11 protein-coding genes are annotated in these 18,749 nt (G+C 64.9%); 4 read left to right on the top strand and 7 right to left on the bottom strand.

All coding sequences use genetic code 11. The features are described 5' to 3' along the window. Nucleotides 1-59 precede the first annotated feature (59 nt). The 3 genes from ACQS5P_RS18770 to ACQS5P_RS18760 all read right to left on the bottom strand — a co-directional run bounded on the left by ACQS5P_RS18770 (nucleotide 60) and on the right by ACQS5P_RS18760 (nucleotide 5,236). On the bottom strand, nucleotides 60-3,032 hold the full coding sequence (locus ACQS5P_RS18770; RefSeq protein ID WP_428941046.1) for a sugar-binding domain-containing protein: 2,973 nt from the start codon (nucleotides 3,030-3,032) through the stop codon (nucleotides 60-62). Between the two features lie 126 nt (nucleotides 3,033-3,158). Then, a complete protein-coding gene (locus tag ACQS5P_RS18765; protein WP_428938149.1) occupies nucleotides 3,159-3,923 on the bottom strand; it encodes a hypothetical protein in 765 nt (254 codons plus the stop codon). A 53-nt stretch (nucleotides 3,924-3,976) separates the two neighbouring features. Next, the gene (locus tag ACQS5P_RS18760) at nucleotides 3,977-5,236 is read right to left on the bottom strand and encodes a substrate-binding domain-containing protein (RefSeq protein WP_428938148.1); all 1,260 of its coding nucleotides are present in this window, start codon (nucleotides 5,234-5,236) and stop codon (nucleotides 3,977-3,979) included. A gap of 133 nt (nucleotides 5,237-5,369) precedes the next feature. Between ACQS5P_RS18760 and ACQS5P_RS18755 the strand changes: the two genes are divergently transcribed. Next, nucleotides 5,370-5,822: an EamA family transporter gene (locus tag ACQS5P_RS18755; protein WP_428938147.1), complete on the top strand. Its 453-nt coding sequence runs from the start codon at nucleotides 5,370-5,372 to the stop codon at nucleotides 5,820-5,822. Here ACQS5P_RS18755 and ACQS5P_RS18750 read toward each other — a convergent pair. The 3 genes from ACQS5P_RS18750 to ACQS5P_RS18740 form a co-directional block, all read right to left on the bottom strand. After that, the gene (locus ACQS5P_RS18750) at nucleotides 5,806-6,711 is read right to left on the bottom strand and encodes a D-hexose-6-phosphate mutarotase (RefSeq protein WP_428938146.1); all 906 of its coding nucleotides are present in this window, start codon (nucleotides 6,709-6,711) and stop codon (nucleotides 5,806-5,808) included. The two genes, ACQS5P_RS18755 and ACQS5P_RS18750, sit on opposite strands and share 17 nt — an antisense overlap. 195 nt (nucleotides 6,712-6,906) lie before the next feature. Beyond that, entirely contained in the window at nucleotides 6,907-7,161 is a 255-nt protein-coding gene (locus ACQS5P_RS18745; protein WP_428938145.1) for a hypothetical protein, read from the bottom strand. Nucleotides 7,162-7,177: 16 nt separating this feature from the next. Next, nucleotides 7,178-8,215: an NAD(P)-binding domain-containing protein gene (locus ACQS5P_RS18740; RefSeq protein ID WP_428938144.1), complete on the bottom strand. Its 1,038-nt coding sequence runs from the start codon at nucleotides 8,213-8,215 to the stop codon at nucleotides 7,178-7,180. Nucleotides 8,216-8,416: 201 nt separating this feature from the next. Here ACQS5P_RS18740 and ACQS5P_RS18735 point away from each other — a divergent pair, with 201 nt between their 5' ends. Further along, nucleotides 8,417-15,877: a PKD domain-containing protein gene (locus ACQS5P_RS18735; protein WP_428938143.1), complete on the top strand. Its 7,461-nt coding sequence runs from the start codon at nucleotides 8,417-8,419 to the stop codon at nucleotides 15,875-15,877. A gap of 62 nt (nucleotides 15,878-15,939) precedes the next feature. On the opposite strand, the gene ACQS5P_RS18730 is transcribed toward ACQS5P_RS18735, so the two are convergent. Beyond that, the gene (locus ACQS5P_RS18730) at nucleotides 15,940-16,698 is read right to left on the bottom strand and encodes a hypothetical protein (RefSeq protein ID WP_428938142.1); all 759 of its coding nucleotides are present in this window, start codon (nucleotides 16,696-16,698) and stop codon (nucleotides 15,940-15,942) included. Between the two features lie 136 nt (nucleotides 16,699-16,834). On the opposite strand from ACQS5P_RS18730, the gene ACQS5P_RS18725 reads away from it, so the two are divergent. Further along, the gene (locus ACQS5P_RS18725) at nucleotides 16,835-18,016 is read left to right on the top strand and encodes a hypothetical protein (protein ID WP_428938141.1); all 1,182 of its coding nucleotides are present in this window, start codon (nucleotides 16,835-16,837) and stop codon (nucleotides 18,014-18,016) included. A 132-nt stretch (nucleotides 18,017-18,148) separates the two neighbouring features. After that, nucleotides 18,149-18,697, top strand: a complete 549-nt coding sequence (locus ACQS5P_RS18720) for a hypothetical protein (RefSeq protein WP_428938140.1) — start codon at nucleotides 18,149-18,151, stop codon at nucleotides 18,695-18,697. Nucleotides 18,698-18,749: the final 52 nt, after the last annotated feature.

Below are 18,749 nucleotides of genomic sequence, written 5' to 3'. Positions count from 1 at the left end.
GCAGATTCATTCAATCCAACGAGGCGAGGGTGGCTCGACAGAACCGGCCTCTGCCGAGACTACTGCCCGGCCGGGTCCGAAGGCTGCGATGTCGCCGTCGGCAGCGCGCTGAACAGCTCGATTTCGTGAATCACCAGCTTGCCCGTTGCCCGGGGGTTGTCCCCGCCGTGCGTGTCGGCCTGGCCGGTGACTTCGACCAGTTCGGCGTTTCCGCCCGCGCGGGGGCTGCCGGCAAGTTGCAGCCGCACGCTGCGGCAGCAAGTCGGCGGAATCTCAAGCGTGGTATACCCGACCGTGGCCGGCGCCACGGCGGCAAATACCTCCTGCCCGTCCGCGAAAACGCGCAGCGGCCACGACGTCGTCCGCCACGAACCCAGCCGCAGCACGAGCTGGCTCACTTGCCGGGGCTGGTCAAACTCGAACTGCACCCACGCACGCTCCAGCCGCTCATCGCTGGTCCAGGCTGATGCCTCGTTGTCATCCGTCAGCTTGGGCGCATCGGGCTGGTTGGATCCAACCACGATGCGATCGGGATGCAGGCTCTGCCGCACCGCAGTGACCGACGACCCCGGCGGTGTGGGGCCGCGACTGAACCGCGGGATCAGCTCCTGGCCGACAAGCTCTCGCCCCAGCCCGCCTTCGACCGCCAGCGCCCTGGTCTGCACCGACGCGGTCGCCGGCTTCAGTCCGTCAGCGGCGGCTGTGAGCACGATGGTGCCAGCGGTGGTGGTTGAGCGGACGATCACCCGATTGATGCCGCACTCCACCGGGAGTGTTTTGGCGAGGATGCCGTTGTCCGGCGCCTGGGCGATGCCCCCGCGCCACTCCCCCGGGCCGCTCAATTCGAAGTGGATCGGGTTCAGCGCCGTCGGGCAACGGTTGCCTTTGTCATCGACCACCTCGACATCGAACAACGCCACGTCCGCTCCGTCGGCACGCATGCCCGTCGGGCTGGTGTGCGGCGTGAGCCGCAGCGCGACCGGCTCGCCGGCCGTCCGGCGCTGATCGGCGCAGACCTGCCTGCCGGCAGCATCGAAGCCGACAGCCTGAAGCACGCCCGGCTCCCACTTCACGTCTTTGAACGTGAACAGGAATCGGTGGCTCTGCTGCCCGAAGCCCAGGCTGCGACCGTTCAGCAGCAGTTGCACCCTCTGCGCGCTGCTGACGACGAAAACGTCTTTCTGCGTCTGCGGGGCGTAGTTCCAGTGCCCGATGATATGAATCCGCGGGTTCTCCGGCTCGACCCAGCCATCCCACATGACCTGATGGGCAAAGTAGCCGTCCTTGGGCAGGCGCACGGCATCCACCTCGCCGCTGCGGCGGTAGTTCTCGGCGCCGCGATGGTGAGTGTTGGTGTCGGAAAAGATGATGTTCACCCCGCCAGCATTGACCCGCTCGCCCGTGCCGGGGCGTTGCTGGTAGTAGTCGAACCATCGGCGGACATTCTCCAGCGCGTGCGAGTCCTGGTTGCGGTTGTAGGCGTGGGCAGGCTGGCCGCGGTGCGGCGGGCCGTCACCATCCCTGTGATAAGGCGGGCTGAATTCATCCCAGTACTTTCGCAACCCCTCATCGCGGCTGTACTCCATCGCCCACAGCGGCTTGCTGCGGCTGCGGTTGACGTACAGCATGTCGCCGCCGTACTCCGCCACGCTGCTGCCCAGCATGTTCCGGCAGCCCATCGCCCGTCCGCCGTGCGGGTCGTACTGGTCGCGCAGGCTGATCATCTCGGCCATCCGCTCGTCGGCGATGCCGGCGTTGCCAGCCTCATAGAAAATGATGCTGGGGTGATTTCGGTTGTAGATGATCGCGTCGCGCATCAGCTCCAGGCGCATCTGCCAGCGCCGCCCGGGACCCGGATCCCGTTCGCTGTCGCCCGCCGGCATCGCCTGCATCAGCCCCACCCGGTCGCAGCTCTGCACATCCTGTTTGCCGGGCGTGACGTGCATCCAGCGAACAAGATTGGCATTGCCCTGCACCATCAGCCCGTTGGAAAAGTCGCTCAGCCACGCCGGCACGTTGGTCCCCAGTGCCGGCCACTCGTTGGTGCTGCGCTGGGCGTATCCCTTGAGGTGAATCACGCGGTCGTTGAGCGTGACCACGCCCTGGCCGAATTGCGTCTTGCGAAAACCGGTCCGGGTGAGCACCGCGTCGATCGGCTTGCCGTCCACAATCAGGATGGTCTTGACGTCGTAGAGCCGTCCATAACCCCAGCTCCAGAACTCCAGCCCGCCAACTCGGGCACTGGCGCGAACGGTGGTGGTTTGTCCCGGCGGCAGCGTAAGCGGCGCATCGGCGGCAAAACGGGCCAGCTCATGGCCGTTCAAATCGCCAAGCAGCACTTGAAACGTGAACGTCCGCGGCGAGTCGTGGTCGTTTCGGACCTGGGCTTCGGCGGTGATCGTGGCGGACTTGCCCGGCACGTCGATGTCGTCGGCATACACGTACACCCCGCTCGTGCCCAGGTTGCTGTACAGCGGCAGCGTCTGGTGCAACTTGTCGGCAACGTGCAGCCACACCCGCTTGTTGATCCCGCCGTAGTTGGCGTAAAAATTCCGGTCGCTCCACTGGAAAGGAGTGCCGGTGGCGCTCTCTTTCACGTCCCAGGCGTTGTCCACCCGCACCGCCACCACATTCGCCTGCTGCCCGGTTCGGATCAGCCCGGTCAGGTCCATCCCGAACGCCATCACGCCGTTTTCGTGGCGGCCGACGTGCTGGCCGTTGAGATACACGTCGGCCACATGACGCACCCCCTCGAACTCCAGGTAGACCTTTTTGCCCAGATCCGAATCAGGCAGCGTGAAGCGTTTGCGGTACCAGGCGATTCCGGTCGGCAGCTCACGGATATCCACGCGAAACGCATCGTCTTCGTTCCAGGCGCGAGGCAGCGTCACCGGCTTCCACCCGCTGTCGTCGAATTCCGGATCCTGCGCGCCGCCCGCATCGCCAACGAACAGCCGCCAATCGGAATTAAAGTCGCAGGTGATCCGAGCCGAGCCATCGGCGGCAACGTGAGCCCGTGCGCCGTGGCCCATCAGACACGCGCACACCAGCACCGCGATTGCGAGCATCCGCCTCGAACCCCGTCTGCTCATGGTGACCTCGTCTCAATGTGCGATGCGACCATCACTTTGCTGACTCGATCTGCCACAACCGGCGAATCAGAATCGGTCCAGCGCTTCCCACACCTCACGCTGCTGCGGGTTGTAGGATGAACTGAACGTGTCGGCGCATTGCATCAGCGGCGTCTTGAACTGATCCACCGGCACCCACTTGACTCCGCCATGACCGTACAGAACGTTGATGCCCTTGGCGTGGTTCTGCGCCAGCACACGTTGCCACGACGAGGTGATGTCCGAGAGGATCGCCTTGTTCCTGTACTTCGAAAGCCGTGGGAACGCGCCGGTGGGGTTGTGCTCCGGATGACCCGGATTGTTCACGACCTGGGGTCGGATTCCGCCCCAGCGCCACATCGGGCGGGTGGAAAACGCCATGCGGGTGTTGGCCCCGCCCGAGCCGGTCGGCTGGCGGTCGCACCAGGGGTTGATCATCTCGTTGTTCCACTGGTGCTGGGGATTGATATTGGATGGGCAATAGAACGCCTGCCCCGAACCCGTCAGCTTCGCCCGATACAGCAGCCCCATCTGCGCCGGCTCGGGATCCGTACGCCACCACAGGGTGTAGTTGTTCTGGTATTGGCTGCTGGCGTTTCCGATCAGGGTCGCATCCTTGTACTGGACGGCGTAGATCTGGAGCATCTGATGGACCTGCCGCAGGTTATTGGCGCACATCGCGCGGCGGGCCGCCTCGCGGGCGCGATTCAGGGCCGGCAGCAGGAGCGCGATCAGCGCGGCAATAATTCCAATAACCACAAGCAGTTCCACCAGCGTAAATGCCATGCGCCCCCGACTCGACTGATGAGACATGGAATTGCTCCTGAAAGATGAAGGTGCAATGCCATGAAACATTACTCATCGCGTCATGGGAGTTGCATTGGCATTTTTGGCAATTCATCTGTCCGATCCGGCAGGCCGGCGTCGATGACCCCGGACCGCGCCTCCGAGCTCAAGTATCGCTCGCGATACTGCTGAGGAGTCATGCCCACCCGACGATGGAACACCTTGCACAGATTCTCGCCCGTTCCAAAGCCGCACTGGCTGGCCACAAGCTGAATCTTCATGCGCGTGCCGACCAGCAGTCTCTGGGCATGCTCGATTCGTTGCCAGGTGATCGTCTGATGAATGGTCCGCCCGGTATGAACCAGAATGCGGCTCTGAAGCCACCGCCGCGACACCCCGGCCCCGGCGGCAACCTGCTCGGCGGTGATCGGCTCGTGAAAGTGATCCTGGATGAACTGGATGGCGGCGGCAACCCGCGGATCGCGCACCGCCAGCGCATCCGTCGAGCGTCGCGCGATCACCGGCCCGGGTTGAATCAGGATCGGCTGGCCGGGCGCCGCCGCACCATTCATCAACCGATCCAGCAGCGCCGCCGCTGCATACCCGGCGTGCTCACGTGCTGAATCGACGCTGCTCAGCGGCACCGACGCCAGCTCCGTCACCGCCGGATCATTGTCCACCCCGATCACCGCCACCTGTCCCGGCACCGCCAGTCCCGCCAGTTCCGCCGCCTCCAGAACTTCGCAGGCGATCGGATCGTTGGATCCCATCACGCCCAGGGGAAGCTCCGCCCGGCTCAGCCATCCAGCCAGCCACGCGGCGCGCGCCTGCCGACCCCTGGGACCCGCGCGATGATCCCAATTCAGTTGCCGAACCTCCGCCCCGGCAGCACGCGCGGCCTGCGCAAAGCCTTCGTATCGCGCCTCGGCGGCCTTGGCCTCGATCGCATGCGTGTAGAACAGCAGATTCCTGAACCCGCGCGACAAGAGGTGATTCGCCGCAGCGCGCCCGATCGCCACGTTGTCCAGCAGCACACGCGGAAACGGCTCCTGCGGATAATCCGACCACATATCCACTACAGGAACCGTGAAGTTTCGCAACAACTCCGGCAGCCAGGGCGACGCCTTCGAGCACAACGCCAGCACCCCATCGTACTGACTGGCGTGCAGGTACTGCTGATCCTCGCCCACCGCGTGGTACCGAGGCAGTGACCAGTCCACGATCCACCCCGCCTGCCGCGCGTAGCGCACGATCCCCGCCTGACGCTCGGGGCTGAGAAAACCCATCGCCAGCAGAACACGTCGCCGACGACGCGATCTGGTTGTGACCGGCCTGTTCATGTTCGCGGACAGACGCGCCTCAGCAGTGGATCATAGCCGATCCTGCCGCCTCGCGCCGCATCCAACCGATCCCCGAGCAACAGTCGCCACTGAGGATTTGTCGCCCTCCACCCCGCAAGTTACGCTTCGGAAGATGAAGGCAATCATGCTGGCGATCCTGGCGGGAATCTGTTGGGGCGTGGGGGAGTTCTTTACCAAACAGGTGCTGCACAGCGGCCGCGTCGGACCACTGACCGCCATCGCTGTCCGATCCACCGTCGCCCTTCCGATCCTGTGGATCGTCTACACCGTGTTCGTGCAAGCCAAAGCCCTGGAGCCGCGCGACTGGCTCGGTGCCGACGCATCGATTCTCACAAAGCTGATCGTCGGCTCGGGACTGGTCGCCGGCGCTGCTGGAATGCTCTGCTTCTACGGCGCCTTGCACCTGGGGCCGATCTCGAAGATCAAGCCGATCGCCTTCACGCTCGCGCCGGTCATCGCGGTGTTGCTGGGATGGCTGTTCCTCGGCGAGGTCATGTCTCCGCGAAAATGGGTCGCCGTTGCGATGGTCGTCGCCGGCATCGTGCTGCTCACGGCAGAACCGTAACCTTCGCCGTCATCGCATGCGTCTGGCCGGGTTGCAGCTCCACCGCGTGCTTCAATGCGTTCACGGTCTCCACGCACACCATCTCCGGCCATTCATCATCCCCGAAATCCGGCATCGCTTTGGCCTTGGCGATCCAGGGATTCCACACCACCGTGGCGTTGGATCCGGTCTTTTCGATCTGAATCCTGCGGCGGAGCTGCGGATCATGCACCACGCACGTCGCCTGCGTGTCGAAGTACACGCGATCGGTCTCGCCGGTAAAGCGGATCTGCGACTCAGCCTGCTGGCGATGCGTTGCTTGTCCACCCGCCTTGTCGAGGTACGTCGCGCCGCCCAGACCCTCAACCCACGCCTGCCTGATGTCGCCAACCGCCAGATATGTGTGCAACGCCTCGTCGAAACGGATCGGCTGCGTCGAGGTGTTCGTGACCTCCAGTCGCATCTGAAGTGATGGGCCGACCGTAACAATGTGCCGGATCAGAAAATCCCCCGGCCAGATGGCGCGCATCGATGCATCCGATCGCAACGACAGCGTGGCCACGACGGTTCCCGCGGCCGAATCATGTCGGACCGATTCGAGCGTCCACTCGCGCTGTCGAACCAGGCCATGCGTCGGCGCGGCCGGGTCGTTGGGCTTTGGACCGAACCACGGGAAGCAGATCGGCACGCCGCCGCGGATCGGCTTGCCCGGCTCGAACCAGCTCGAGCGACTCATCCACAAGACCGGCCGCTGACCCGCCGGCTCGAAGCGCGTCACGTGCGCCCCGTGCAAGTAGATTTCTGCCGCCGCCTGCGGGCTGGTGATCACCAGCCTGGTCAACCCGCCGTTGCCCGGCTCGATGCGAACGATGCCGGGAATCTCATACTGCCGTTTCAGGGTTTCAAGCATGGATGTTGATCTCCGTGTTGGCCGTTGCGTCCGTCGGCGGCGCTGCGCGCGGGCGCCACAGGTCAACCCACGCGCACCGCGTGCCGACATCTTACGCAGGATTTGCGCCGACGACACGGCCCGCCACCTCGCCGGCCGCAGATCGCGCAGAAGATTCCCCCGATCACGTTGCGGCACGGCGCGACCCGGAGAGATTCATCCCCCCAGCGGGTTCCACTGGCGTTCCAGATCGATGACCTCGCACTCGCGCTGCACCCAGCGATACAGCTTGTAGTAGCCGATCACTTCGTTGCGCGCGATCGGGTCGTTGATCACATCGTCGATCGTGCGCCCCGTGAAGGCCAGTACACGCTGGAGCGGGCGCTGGATCATCACGTACTCGTTGGCCGGGCTGCTGTCCGGCTTCAGCGGCATCGCGGCGCCCAGACCAAGTAGGCTGTTATCGCTCATCTCAACACCAGCAGGATCAGCTCTCCGGCTGCTCGATCACGGGCTCGGCGATGCGCTGGGGCGGCGGAGCGCCACCGGTGAGGGCGGCGACGATCCGGTCCACGTGCACGTGACAGTTTTCGATGAAGACGGTGAACTTCTCCTGCGTGCCGCCCACCGCCGTGCCGGCCACGTACAGCCCCGGCACGTTCGTCTCCATCGTTCGTTCGTCGTAGACCGGCGCCGCACAGCTTCCGCGCAATTCCACGCCCGCCAGCTTGAACAGCGTGTTGTCCTGCTCGTAGCCGACCAGCAGAAGCACAAAATCCGCCGGCACGTCGACCCGTTCGCCGTCGCGGTCCAGAACCACGTGCGTCGGGGTGATCGCCACTGGCCGGGTGTTCATGTAACCCTTGATCCGCTCGCTGCGCAGGTACGCATTGATCTCCGGCAGCAGCCAGTACTTGATACTCTTTTCGGGCAGCGTCTGGCGGCGATAGCTGAGCGCGACCCGGGCTCCGGCATGATAGCAACGCAGCGCCGCCTCCACCGCTGAATTCTTCCCCCCGACGATCAGCACGCTGGTGCGGAAGTAGGTGTGCGGATCCCCGAAGTAGTGGGATACGTGGGGCAGATCTTCGCCGGGGATATTCAATCGGCGTGGGCGATTGGTTCCTCCGGTGCATAGCACCAGCCTGCGCGAGCGATACAACTGTGGACTTCGGCCGCGCGGCTGTGAAGTCAGCACGAATCCTTCCCCGTCGCGTTTGATGTCGATGATCGGCTCGTAGTTGTTGACCTTCAGATCGAACTGCTGAACCACGCCGCGCAGATACGTCAGGTACTGCTCGCGTGTGGCCTTGGCTTGATTGGGGGTCAGCAGCGGCACACCCGCGATGGCGATGCGTTCGTTGGAGCTGAAGAACTGAGTCTGCGGGGCGAACCAGGAGATGGTGTAGCCGATCTGGTTGGCGTCGAAGTGAATGTAATCCACCCCGCGTTTCTTGAGCGCCACGGCCAATTCCAGCCCGATCGGTCCGGCCCCGACCACTGCCACATCCGTCGATTTCGTCATCGTCGGGATGATAGGCGGCAACCCGCCGCCCGAATAATCGGAATCCCTTACCAACTGCTAAACGGTGCGAGGCTGGCCTCCGATACCCCCCAATGTACGCAGGGTACGCAAGTTCACGCCAGATCGAATGTGCGGAAAAGCGGACGTGTCGTGACCGGACCGACGGGCCGGATGAGGCCACTGATGCATGTGAGGTAGACCATGCCGCAGCGATTCAAGTCCCACAACGCCTCGAAGCTGAACCATGCCGCCGCCGCGGAGTCACGCCCCACTCGCCGCGGGCTGCGCCGCCAGCGCTGCATTCGCCACGCGGCTCATCAGGCCATCCCCATGGAGCAACTGGAACAGCGAATCTGCATGGCGGTGAGTTATGCGGCGGCGGTGAACTACACCGTCGCTGGACGGCCCGACTTCATCGCAACGGCGGACTTCAACGCCGACGGTCGAAAGGACCTGGTCACCTCCAGCTACGCCAATTCGAGCCTGAGCATTCTCCTGGGCAACACCAACGGGACATTCGCGGCGGCGACGACGATCACGCTGGCAAGCCCGGCAGATTTCGTGGCTGCCGGCGATGTCAACGCCGATGGCAAGGCGGATCTGATCACCGTCAGCTACGAAAACAACAACGTCGGCGTCATGCTGGGCAATGGCAACGGCACGTTCGGCGTGGCGGCGTTCTTTGCCGCCGGAAACGGACCCCGGGCGGTCGTCCTGGGCGATTTCAACGGCGACGCCAAGGTTGACCTGGCGGTGGCCAAGGCGTTCGACACGAATCTGTCGATTCTCCGCGGCAACGGCAACGGCACGTTCATGGCCCCGGCCAACTCCGCCGTCGGCTTCACGCCCAGCGATCTTGTCGCCGGCGACTTCAACGCCGACGGCAAGCTGGACCTGGCGGCAGCGGATTACTTCGGCGACAAGGTGTACGTGCTGCTGGGCAACGGCAACGCGACGTTCGCCGCTGGCGTGTCCTACGCGACCAGCGCCGGGCCGGCTTCGATCGCCGCAGGCGATCTCAACAATGACGGCGTGCTGGATATCGTGACCGCGGGCTATCTGGCCAACAAGCTCAGCGTGCTCCGCGGCAACGCCGGCGGCACGTTCCAAGCCGCCGTGCACTACAACGCCGGCAGCGGCACGACGTTCGTCGCGGTGGCAGACCTGGATGGCGACGGCAACCGCGATGTCGTGGCCGCCAACGAAACGTCCAACAACGTCAGCGTCCTGTTCGGCAACGGTACCGCAACGCTGGCGGCGGCGGTGAATTACACGGTCGGCGCCAATCCGCGATCGCTGGTGCTGGCCAACTTCAACGGCGACAGCGCCATCGATATCGCTGTCGCCAACCAGGGTGCCAGCACCGTCAGCGTTCTGCTGGCCAACGGCATCACCCCACCAGCGCCAACCGCCGACGCGGGCGGTCCGTACACGGTTGCCGAAGGCGGCAGCGTCCAACTCAACGGCTCGGGCAGCACCGGTTCAGGTTTGAGCTATGCCTGGGACCTGGACGGCGACGGGATCTTCGGCGAAACCGGCGCCGCGGCCACGCGCGGCGTCGAGACCGGCGCCACACCGACCTTCAACGCCGCCGGACTGGACGGACCTTCCAGCCGCACGGTGAGCCTGCGCGTGACCGATTCAGCCAGCCGCACCAGCACTGCGACGGCGACGATCAACATCACCAATGTCGCGCCGACGCTGAGCATCAGCGGGGCCAACTCCGTGGCTGAGGGCGCTACGTACACGCTGAATCTTTCGGCCAGCGATCCCGGCAGCGACACGATCACACGATGGGTGATCAACTGGGGCGATGGAACCGCCGCACAGACCGTCAACGGCAACCCCTCGAGCATCACGCACGTATTCGCCGACAATGGCTCGTACACGATCACGGCGACGGCCACCGATGAGGACGGTACGTTCAACGCCAACTCCAAGGCCGTCACGGTGACCAACGTTGCGCCGACGCTGACGATCGGCGGGGCCAACTCGGTGGCGGCCGGGGCGGCGTATACGCTGACGCTGTCGGCCAGCGATCCGGGCAGCGATACGATCGCCCGGTGGGTGATCACTTGGGGCGACGGAACCGCCGCGCAAACGGTCAATGGAAATCCCTCCAGCGTCACGCATGTCTTTGCAAACGCTGGCTCGTACACCATCACCGCGACGGCGACGGACGAAGACGGGACATACAACGCGAATTCCAAGGCGATCACGGTCACGGCCCCGACCGCGGCCAACGCCGGCGGGCCGTACACCGTTGCCGAAGGCGGCAGCGTCCAACTCAACGGCTCGGGCAGCACCGGCTCGGGACTCAGCTTCGCCTGGGACCTGGACGGCGACGGGATCTTCGGCGAGAGCGGCACCGCAGCCACGCGCGGCGTCGAAACCGGCGCCACACCGACCTTCAACGCCGCCGGGCTGGACGGACCTTCCAGCCGCACGGTGAGCCTGCGTGTGACCGACTCGACCGGCGCCAGCAGCACCGCCACCGCGACCATCAGCATCACCAATGTCGCGCCGACGCTGAGCATCAGCGGGGCCAACTCCGTGGCCGAGGGCGCTACGTACACGCTGAATCTCTCGGCCAGCGATCCGGGTACTGATACTATCACGCAATGGGTGATTGTGTGGGGCGACGGAGCGGTGCAGACGGTGACGGGCAACCCCTCGAGCGTCACGCACGTGTTTGCCGACAGCGGAACGTACAGCATCACCGCCGCCGCCACGGATGAGGACGGAACCTACACCTCCAACGCCAAGGCGCTGACGGTGACCAATGTCGCGCCGACGCTGAGCATCAGCGGGGCCAACTCGGTGGCTGAGGGCGCGACGTACACGCTGAATCTTTCAGCCAGTGATGTCGGCAATGACACGATCAGCCGGTGGGTGATCAACTGGGGCGATGGAACCGCTGCGCAAACGATCAACGGCAATCCCTCGAGCATCACGCACGTATTTGCCGACAACGGCAGCTACACCATCACCGCCACCGCGACCGACGAAGACGGAACCTACAACGCCAATACGAAGGCGGTAACGGTGACGAACGTTGCGCCGACGCTGACGATCAGCGGACCCAACAGCGTGCAGTCCGGCAGCGTGTATACCCTGAGTCTGTCAAGCTCGGACCCTGGCAGCGACACGATCACGAGCTGGACGATCGACTGGGGCGACGGGACCGGGCCGCAGGTGGTGGCGGGCAATCCTTCGAGCGTCACGCACACGTACAGTGGCGGAAGCGCGACGTACACCATCAGTGCCAGCGCCACCGATGAGGACGGCACGTACAACGCGAACAGCAAGAGTGTCTCGGTGGTCGGGCCGACGGTGACCGCCGACGCGGGCGGGCCTTACACGGTCGCCGAAGGCGGCAGCGTCCAGCTTGACGGCTCAAGCAGCAGCGGCTCGGGTTTGAGCTATGCCTGGGATTTGGACGGCGACGGGATCTTCGGCGAAACCGGCGCCGCGGCGACACGCGGCGTCGAAACCGGCGCCACACCGACCTTCAACGCCACCGGGCTGGACGGACCTTCCAGCCGCACGGTGAGCCTGCGTGTGACCGACTCGGGCGGAAATACCTCCACCGCCACCGCGACGATCAACATCACCAACGTCGCGCCGACGCTGAGCATCAGCGGGGCCAACTCCGTGGCCGAGGGCGCCACCTACACGCTGAACCTCTCGGCCAGCGATCCGGGAACCGACACGATCAGCGGCTGGGTGATCGACTGGGGCGACGGAAGTGATCCGCAGACGGTAACAGGCAACCCGTCCGGCGTAACCCACGTCTTCGGAGACGACGGGACATACACGATCACCGCCACCGCCACCGACGAGGACGGCACGCACTCGGCCAACGCCAAGACCGTCACGGTGACTAATGTTGCGCCGACGCTGACGACCGGCGGAGCGGGCAGCGTGGCCGAGGGGTCGGCGTACACGTTGAACCTGGCGGTGAGCGACGCGGGCAACGACCTGGTCACGAGCTGGCTGATCGACTGGGGCGATGGATCGACCCAGACAATCAGCGGAAATCCCTCGAGCGTCACGCACGTTTACGGTGACGATGGCGCGTACACCATCAGTGCCACGGCCAGCGATGAAGACGGAACTTACAACGCCAGCGCGCATGCAGTGACGGTGACGAACGTTGCGCCGACGCTGACGATCAGCGGACCCAACAGCGTGCAGTCCGGCAGCGTGTATACCCTGAGTCTTTCAAGCTCAGACCCCGGCAGCGACACGATCACGAGCTGGACGATCGACTGGGGCGACGGGACCGGGCCGCAGCTCATCAACGGCAACCCGACCAACGTGACGCATACGTACAGCGGCGCGGCGAACTACACGATCACCGCCACCGCGACCGACGAGGACGGAACCTACGCCGCCAACAGCAAGAGCGTGGCGGTGGTGGAGACGAACCTGGTCGCCAACGCCGGCGGTCCGTACACGGTCGGCGAAGGCGGCAGCGTGCAGCTTGACGGCTCGGGCAGCAGCGGGTCGGGGCTGAGCTATGCCTGGGATCTGGACGGTGACGGGATCTTTGGCGAGAGCGGCACCGCAGCCACGCGGGGCGATGAGACCGGCGCCACCCCGACGTTCAACGCCGCCGGACTGGACGGCCCGGCCACGCGCACCGTCAGCCTGCGTGTGACCGACTCGGGCGGAAACACCGCCACGGATACCGCGACGATCAGCATCACCAACGTCGCGCCGACGCTGACGATCAGCGGCGCCGACACCGTGGCGGAGGGATCGGTTTATGTCCTGAGCCTTGGCAGAACCGACCCGGGCAGCGACACGATCGCACGATGGGTCATCAACTGGGGCGACGGGACAGTCCAGACGATCAACGGCAGCCCGGCCAGCGTCACGCACACATTCGCCGACGACGGCACGTTCACGATCACCGCGACGGCGACGGACGAAGATGGCACGTACAGCGCCAACACGAAGGGCCTGAGCGTCACGAATGTGGCGCCAACTCTGACGATCAGCGGCAACGATACGCTTGCGGAAGGATCGAACTATACGCTTCGGCTCACGCGCAGCGACCCCGGCGCCGACACGATCGCGCGGTGGGTGATCGACTGGGGTGATGGGACGATCCAGACGATCAACGGCAGCCCCGGCTCGGTCAAACACCTGTACGCCGACGACGGAACGTACACCATCAGCGCGACGGCCAGCGACGAGGATGGAACCTACAGCGCCAACAGCAAGACGCTGACGGTGAACAACGTCGCGCCGACGCTGACGATCAGCGGCCCGAACACCACGGCGGAGGGATCGACATACACGCTGACGCTGACCCGAAGCGACCCTGGCGCTGACACCATCCGCCAGTGGATCATCAACTGGGGCGATGGATCGACCCAGACGATCAGCGGCAGCCCGGCGAGCGTGACGCACGTGTTCGCCGACAACGGCAGCTACAGCATCACCGCCAGCGCCGCCGACGAGGACGGCACCTACAACGCCAACTCGCGTTCGGTGACGGTGACGAATGTGGCGCCCGCGGTGGCGATTACAGGACCGGCGAGCGTCGCCGAGGGTGGAACGTACACCCTGCTGCTCAGCGCCTCCGATCCGGGAGATGACACGATCATCCGATGGGTGATCAACTGGGGAGACGGCTCGCCGGCCCAGACCATCAACGGCAATCCCTCCAGTGTCACGCACGTGTTCGCCGACAACATGGCGGTGACGATCACCGCGACGGCGACGGACGAGGACGGCACCTGGTCGGCGGGATCCAAATCCGTCAGCGTCACCAACGTGGCGCCGACACTGAGCATCAGCGGCAGCGGCTCGGCGCAGGAAGGCTCCAGTTATACGTTGAATCTTGCGGAAACGGATCCGGGCAATGACACGATCACGCGGTGGGTGATCAACTGGGGCGATGGGTTCACTTCGACGCTCAGCGGCAACCCCAGCAGCGCCGCACATACCTATGCCGACAACGGCACCTTCACGATCACCGCCACCGCCACGGATGAGGACGGGACCTTCGGCTCGAACGCAAGCGTCGTGATGGTGGCGAATGTCGCGCCCACGCTGACGCTCAGCGGCAACGGCAGCGGCGCGGAGGGTTCGGCGTATCAGCTCGGGCTGGGCAAGAGCGATCCGGGCAACGATACGATCACGAGCTGGATCATCAACTGGGGCGACGGGATGACACAGATCGTGCCCGGCAGCCCGGCGGCGGTCTCGCACGTCTACGCTGACAACGGGCAGTATACGATCACCGCCACCGCCACCGACGAGGACGGCACCTACGCCGCCAACAGCAGGTCGGTGTCGATCAGCAACGTCGCCCCGACGCTGACGATCAGCGGACCGGATTCGGTGCAGGGCGGCAAGCCGTACACGCTGACGCTTGCGCATACCGATCCTGGCAATGACACGATCAGCCAGTGGGTGATCAACTGGGGTGATGGCTCGACGCAGACGATCAGCGGCAGCCCGTCCAGCGTGACGCATGTGTACGCGATCGGCGGCACGAGCTACACGATCAGCGCCACGGCCAGCGACGAGGACGGCACCTACGCCGCCAACAGCAAGACGGTGGTGGTGGCGGTGGGCGACGGTGCGGCGCCGACGGCGGCGGTGATCATGGCGCCGGGCGTGTACAGTGCCGGTGGCACGAGCTACCAGTTCCGCCTGGTCTACAACGACGATACCGGCGTGGACACCAGCAGCTTCGACGGAAGCGATGTGGTGGTCACCGGACCGGGCGGATTCAGCCAGCGAGCCAGCTTCGTGGAATGGTACAACGCCTCGGGCAACCAGAAAGTGGTGATCTACAGCATCACCCCGCCGGGCGGAAGCTGGGATCCGTTCGATGACGGGTTCTACAAGATCAACGTTCGAGCCAACCAGGTTCGCGACCTTGCCGGACGGTACGTGGCCGCGGGCGAGGTCGGGCAGTTCGCGGTGGGCGTGCTGCCACCGGAGCTGGCGGGCAACACGTTGGCCGAGGCGCGCGACCTGGGCACGGTTGTGCCGGGCAAGGCGCGGGTCTATGACGACGGCGTGGGCGTGCTGGACCGCAATGACTTCTACAAGTTCACCGTCTCCAGCAACGTCTCGATCGACCTGCGGATGTACTACCTGCGGGACAACGCCGAGCTGTTCCTGCTGGACAGCAGCGGAACCCGCCTGGCGGAATCGCGCAACAGCGGCGCGACGATGGAACAGATCACCAAGACGCTCAAGCCGGGCACGTACTTCATCCGGGTGGTCTACACCGGCACGGCGGGCACGCCCTACCGCCTGCGCATCGCCGCCTCCGCCACCGTCAGCTCGACGCCTCCGCTGTCGGTGAACCTGTCGGCGGCCACGGACCTGGGCGTGCTCAGTCCCGGCGCGATCAAGGTGGTCGATGATTCGATCGCCAGCACCAGCGAGCAGGACCTGTACCGTTTCAGCCTCAGCAGCGCCACGCAGTTGTACGCCAAGCTGTACAACAACACGCAGGACGTGCAGCTCGAACTGCTGGATTCGACGGGACGACGACTGTACTACTCGGGCCGAACCGGTGCGACGGCGGCGGAAGCGTTCTACGCCAATCTGTCCGCCGGCACCTATTACGTGCGCGTGATCTTCGCCGGCGCCGCCAAGACCAACTATCGCCTGCGCCTGGCGGCATGAGCCGGGGCGGGCTGGTGGGGACCGGTGCATGTGCTGGGGCTGTGACGCCAAGCGGCGCCGCCCTACCGCGCGTAGATCGCCGTCAGCTTCAGTACGCCATCCTGCACCAGCCCCACGCCGGGCGCATGGTACTTGATGCTGACCGCACCCGGCTCCAGGGCGCTGGTTTCCTCGACTTTCGCGCAGTTGCGGAACCTGCCCAGGGGAGTGCGCACCACCGAGTTGAGGTTCACAATGTGACCCTCGTCCAGCGCCACGCCCGGGGCACGCTCCTGAAGGAACGTCATGCCCACCTGCGGATCGCCCGGCATCAGCAGCCCAAACCTCGCGCCGTTCACGCCCGAACGCCAGGCGCCCTCGTGACTGACGAGCTTGCCGTCCTCGTAGATGTTCACGTCTTCGCCGAAGTAGAACAGGTCGCCATTGTCTTCATCCATGGCCAGATAGTTCCAGGAGACCTCGATCAATTCCCCGTTTACGTGTTCAACTTCGCGAACGACGCGTGTGCGCACGCCATCGATGAGTCTGGTTCGGTCGGTGACGGCGATGACCAGCCGCACCTGCTCAGCGTCTTCCTGCCCGTGGTAGACCATCCGCCGGCCCGGCTCCAGGATGAAGAACCTGCTGCGACCGCGGGTGACCAGGTCGTCCAGTTCAGGTTCGGGCTGGTAGACGAAGTCGCCTGGCTGCATCTGGACCAGGCCGGGCGTGAGCGTCTGTGAATCGGTCAGTGGGTTAAGGAACGTGGTCGCCGCCAGCAGCGTGCGTGATTCCAGTGTCTCCAGTGTCGGGCCAGACATGGCAGGGCCGTGCGATTTCATGTCGCACCTCCGAAGGGGTTGGATGAGCGGGATCTGCCGGAGGCAACATTCTACAAGCGGATTGCGGGGCGGTCGCCAAAAATCTGCGATTATCGCAGCATTGCCGCCGACGTGGGCTTAGGACACAATCGGGCCTATGGCCCAGCATCGCGCCTTCGCGTTGTTCCTGAGGTTCACCGCGGCGGTCCTGTTCATCGCCGCCACCGTCCTGGTGATCCTGCCGCCGGAAATCGCGATGAAGGACTGGCGTCTGGTGGCGTGGATGGGGTTTCTGATCGCGCTGGGAGCGGTATTGTCGTTGTTGGGACTGGCATCGCTGATCAGTCGCGAAAGCAAAGCCCCGCCCGAAGTCGCCGCCACGCTCAATCGCCTGGAACAACAGATCCTGGAGCTGAAGGTGAAGCTCAATGATCTGTATCTGATTTCGGACCGGGCCTCGCGCAGCGCCTCCCCGGCGTCACCCCCGCCGCCGGTCAAGGACTACACGCGGCAATTCGAGCAGCTTGCGGCGGCCATCGAGGAAGTGCGCGAGATCTCGATGCTGCCCGACGCCGAGCGCCGGCAGCGAATCCTGCTGCATCGCCAGCAGCGAAAGGCCTCGCAAATCAAGGAGCTGTTCGACCTGGTGGCGGCGCACGAGTGGTCCAGGGCCGAGCGCCTGCTGATCTCGCTGGAAACCGAGTTTCCGAACGATCATGAGGTGGCCAAGGGCCGAAACTACCTGGATCACTCGCGCCGGCTGTTCGAGCAGGAGACGGTGCAGAAAACGATCGGGGAAGTGGAGGCATTGATGTCGTCGTCGGCGTGGGAGCAGGCGCTGGACCGTGCCCGGCAGCTTGTGCAGGGTTTTCCGCACAACGGCGATGCCACGGCGCTGCTGAGCCGCGTCGAGCGCGAATACGCCACCTTTCAGGAATCCACCGTACAGCGAATGTTCGAGGAGATTCGCCACGACATCGACCGAAGACTGTGGCGGCGAGCGTTCATGCACGCCACGCGGCTGATCCAGCAGTTCCCCGAGCATCGCCTGGCCGAGCAGCTCCGCGGGCAGATCAAGACCCTCCAGGACAACGCCGAGATCGAAGAGCGCCAGGAAATCGAAGTCCGCATTCAGGAACTGATGCGTGCGCATGAGTTCGAGCAGGCGATCGAGCTGGCGGAGGATCTGATACGGCGGTATCCGCTTTCGCCGCAGGCCGAATCGCTGGAGACGCTTCTGCCCCGCATGCGGGAGCTTGCCCGACAGGGAGCAGACCAGTTTGCCAGCATAACCCCACAGGACATCCAGCCCACCGGCACGCCGCCAGCCGGCCCATGAGCGGCTCCAGCCCGGCGACGTGGTGAACGCTGCCCGCTCACCAACTGCCTTGGATCAACGCAAAATGAAACTGTGCGGATCTCCGTCCGCCGGATAAAATAGGATGCTGCAATCCTCTGACGGGAGGACAACATGCTCCACACGACGCTGATCCGCCAGAACAGCGATCAGAACACCGCCCTGGCGCAGCGCAACAACGGCACGAGCCTCACTGCGGACCAGGCGATGCGGCTGGCCTGGCGAGCCTGGATCCTGCTGCTGGTCGTGCCGTTCGTGCTGTTCTTCTGGACGATCTGGCGGCTCCTCGGGGCCACCCCCGAACGCAGCGGCTCCGCGGATCGCGACCTGGCCGGCATGTGGTTCTTCTTCACGCTGGCCTACCTGGCGATGGCCGTGCCGGCGGCATTCTTCTGGCGACATCACCTGTTTAAGGATTACCTGGCCGGAGGAACCATCTCGCCAAGGCAATACCTGGCGGGAATGATGACGGTCTGGGTGGCGCTGGCGGCGGGCGGCGTGATCGCCATCCTTGGGTGCATCCTCACCGACACGCTCGTGCCCAACATCGTCCCCGGCGCAGTGGCCCTGGTCCTGTACATGCTCTACTGGCCGAGCGGACGCGCCATGAGCCGCCCCCTGCGAGACGAACACGATCCGGCTGAGTACCAGGAGCCTCGATAGGCTGCGCGCCAAGCGGGACACTCACGGCACGCGGCTGCGCCTGCACGTTGCG

The sequence above is a fragment of the Fontivita pretiosa genome, from assembly GCF_050410795.1.
GTDB classification, from domain to species: domain Bacteria; phylum Planctomycetota; class Phycisphaerae; order Tepidisphaerales; family Tepidisphaeraceae; genus Fontivita; species Fontivita pretiosa.
The sequence above is the reverse complement of the archived record's forward strand: the minus strand, read 5'-3'. Positions and strand labels throughout refer to the sequence as shown.

Excerpts from the sequence above, each read along its gene's own strand:
- ACQS5P_RS18745 (WP_428938145.1), bottom strand. The coding sequence starts at position 7,161 with ATGAGCGATAACAGCCTACTTGGTCTGGGCGCCGCGATGCCGCTGAAG.
- ACQS5P_RS18730 (WP_428938142.1), bottom strand. The coding sequence starts at position 16,698 with ATGAAATCGCACGGCCCTGCCATGTCTGGCCCGACACTGGAGACACTG.
- ACQS5P_RS18755 (WP_428938147.1), top strand. The coding sequence starts at position 5,370 with ATGAAGGCAATCATGCTGGCGATCCTGGCGGGAATCTGTTGGGGCGTG.
- ACQS5P_RS18770 (WP_428941046.1), bottom strand. The coding sequence starts at position 3,032 with ATGGGCCACGGCGCACGGGCTCACGTTGCCGCCGATGGCTCGGCTCGG.
- ACQS5P_RS18740 (WP_428938144.1), bottom strand. The coding sequence starts at position 8,215 with ATGACGAAATCGACGGATGTGGCAGTGGTCGGGGCCGGACCGATCGGG.
- ACQS5P_RS18720 (WP_428938140.1), top strand. The coding sequence starts at position 18,149 with ATGCTCCACACGACGCTGATCCGCCAGAACAGCGATCAGAACACCGCC.
- ACQS5P_RS18735 (WP_428938143.1), top strand. The coding sequence starts at position 8,417 with ATGCCGCAGCGATTCAAGTCCCACAACGCCTCGAAGCTGAACCATGCC.
- ACQS5P_RS18760 (WP_428938148.1), bottom strand. The coding sequence starts at position 5,236 with ATGAACAGGCCGGTCACAACCAGATCGCGTCGTCGGCGACGTGTTCTG.
- ACQS5P_RS18765 (WP_428938149.1), bottom strand. The coding sequence starts at position 3,923 with ATGTCTCATCAGTCGAGTCGGGGGCGCATGGCATTTACGCTGGTGGAA.
- ACQS5P_RS18725 (WP_428938141.1), top strand. The coding sequence starts at position 16,835 with ATGGCCCAGCATCGCGCCTTCGCGTTGTTCCTGAGGTTCACCGCGGCG.
- ACQS5P_RS18750 (WP_428938146.1), bottom strand. The coding sequence starts at position 6,711 with ATGCTTGAAACCCTGAAACGGCAGTATGAGATTCCCGGCATCGTTCGC.